Origin of the sequence: Bergeriella denitrificans NBRC 102155 (assembly GCF_001592185.1) — a bacterium.
Taxonomy (GTDB): Bacteria; Pseudomonadota; Gammaproteobacteria; order Burkholderiales; family Neisseriaceae; genus Neisseria; species Neisseria denitrificans.
On sequence record NZ_BCWL01000267.1, the window covers coordinates 1 to 2,388 of the forward strand.

The following is a 2,388-nucleotide window of genomic DNA, read 5'->3' on the forward strand; positions in this document are numbered from 1 at the left end:
ATTCAGTTCTTCGACTATAGTGTTTGCCTTTACTTTTTAGCGCCCAATCCTTATCATGCCTTCATTCATTTCACGCGCCGCGCCTTATGTACGACCATATCCGATTCCACACCGACGAAGACTACCCCGCTGATTTGCCGCCGGAAAATGCCGCCACACACATCGGTATGTATTGGCAATGGGCGGCTGCACAGGGGCTGGCCAATCCCGTATGGGCGCAGGCGGAAGAAAGCGCCGCCGATTTCGCCGCCATGTGCGCGGGGCAGTTGAGCGGCGCGCAATTTCTGCTGCGGCACATGGACGGCGCGCTGATGCCCGACGACTTTACCGAGCAGGGGCAGCGCTTCACCGCGTTTTATTACGACGATGAAGAAGAAGGCTACGGCGCGTTTATGGAAGACTACATCACCGCGCTCGACACGCCCGCGCTGGGCGGCCTTTACCACGCTGCCGACACCCCGGAAAACGCCGCCCTGCTCGCGCCCGTTTTCCAAGCCGCATACGAACGCTGGCTCGCCAGCCTGAACAACCGATAATAACCTGATTTTCAGACGGCCTTCATGCCGTCTGAAAACGACCTCATCATGACCAGCCCGCAAATCGACATCGCCATCAACAGCTTCCGCCGCGGCGGCGGCATGGAAAGCTACACCTTCGACCTTGTGCGCGGCCTGACCGGACGCGGCGCCGACATCCATATTTTCGCCGCCCGTCTCGACAACAGCCTGCCCGAATACGCCCGCATCACGCCGCACCTGATTGCCCAGGGCTGGATACCGAAAAAGCTGCGCCCGTATTACTTCAGCAAAAGCCTGCAGGCCGCCCGCGCGGGGCGCAACGCGCCGCTGCTGGCCTGCAACCCCAGCGACCATGCCGACATCTTTATCTGCGGCGGCACGCATCTGGGCTATCTGGCCAATATGGGCAAACGCGCCAACCCCATCGACAAACTCACCATACGCCGCAACCGCAGCAACTACGCCAGCGCCAAATCCATCATGGCGCATTCCCATCTGATGCAGCGCGAGCTGACCGGCTATTACGGCGTGCCGTCTGAAAAAATCCGCGTTATCCACCCGCCCGCCGATACCGAACGCTTCCGCCCGCAGCCCGAGCATACCGCCGCGCTGCGCCGCAAATACGGCTTTGCCGACAGCGACACCGTGTTCCTGTTTCCCTCTACCGGCCACAAACGCAAAGGCTTGGATTTGCTGGCGGATTTTTTTGAACACACCGATTTGCCCGTCAAACTCGCCGTGGCCGGCTCACCCCTGCCGCGCCCGATGAAAAACGTGATTGAGCTGGGCTTCTGCCCCGATATGCCCGAGCTTTACCGCGCCGCCGACTACACCGTTATGGCATCGCTTTACGAGCCTTTCGGCCTGGTCGGCATCGAATCCGTGCTGTGCGGCACCAAAGTCGTCTTGTCCGACAACATGGCCTGCACCGAAGTCATGAACAGCGAAGCCGGATTTTTCTTTTCCCGCGCCCGCCCCGACAGCTTTGCCGAGGCTGTTCGCGCAGCAATATTGCTCAAACAGGGGGGGGTAAGCCATAAAATTGCCGACCCATTGGCCGCCCTGACCTACAACCCGACCTTGCCGCACCATATCGACCGCCTGCAGGCCATGCTCGCAGCCGTCTGAACGGCAGCATCACCGTCTTTTTTCAGACTGCCTACCCTGCCGCCCCATACAGGACACCGCTATGAAACTCATCATTCTCGACCGCGACGGCGTCATCAACCAAGACCGCGACGATTTCGTCAAATCCGTTGACGAATGGATACCCATCGAAGGCAGCATGGACGCCATCGCCTTTCTCACCGAAGCCGGCTATACCGTCGTCGTCGCCACCAACCAATCCGGCATCGCCCGCAAATACTTCACCATGCAGGACTTAACCGAAATGCACGCCAAAATGCACCGCCTGGCCGTACAGGCCGGCGGCATCATCGACGGCATCTGGTTCTGCCCGCATCTCGACGCCGACCAATGCAGCTGCCGCAAGCCCAAGCCCGGCATGGTTCAGGATATTTTGGAACGCTTCCAGGCCGACGCCGCCGAAACCTGGCTGGTCGGCGACAGCCTGCGCGACTTGCAGGCCATCGACGCCGTCGGCGGCAAATCCGCGCTGGTGCTGACCGGCAAAGGCAAAAAAACGCTGGTCGAAAAAGAAGCCGAGCTGCCCGAAAACACCCAAGTCTTCGATGATTTGCTGGCCTTCGCCCAATACCTCACCCAGCAGGACGCGCCCGCCCATCCCGCTTGATTGTCAGAAACAAGCCGCAGGTCGGGCACTTTTGCCCGACATTGCCCGAATCCCCACAACCATTGAAGCCGTCTGAAAACCGTCGGGCAAAAGTGCCCGACCTACAAAAAACGCTTG

At 59.9% G+C, this 2,388-nt stretch carries 3 protein-coding genes; all 3 read left to right on the top strand.

All coding sequences use genetic code 11. From position 1 onward, the window contains the following. Positions 1-86 precede the first annotated feature (86 nt). The 3 genes from BDE01S_RS10050 to gmhB all read left to right on the top strand — a co-directional run bounded on the left by BDE01S_RS10050 (position 87) and on the right by gmhB (position 2,271). Positions 87-536 (top strand): DUF7832 domain-containing protein, encoded by a 450-nt coding sequence (locus BDE01S_RS10050; protein ID WP_066081082.1) that lies wholly within the window; start codon positions 87-89, stop codon positions 534-536. 48 nt (positions 537-584) lie between these two features. Beyond that, on the top strand, positions 585-1,646 hold the full coding sequence (locus BDE01S_RS10055) for a glycosyltransferase family 4 protein (protein ID WP_066081088.1): 1,062 nt from the start codon (positions 585-587) through the stop codon (positions 1,644-1,646). Between the two features lie 61 nt (positions 1,647-1,707). Beyond that, on the top strand, positions 1,708-2,271 hold the full coding sequence (gene gmhB, locus BDE01S_RS10060) for a D-glycero-beta-D-manno-heptose 1,7-bisphosphate 7-phosphatase (protein ID WP_066081085.1): 564 nt from the start codon (positions 1,708-1,710) through the stop codon (positions 2,269-2,271). The last annotated feature ends 117 nt before the right edge of the window (positions 2,272-2,388 follow it).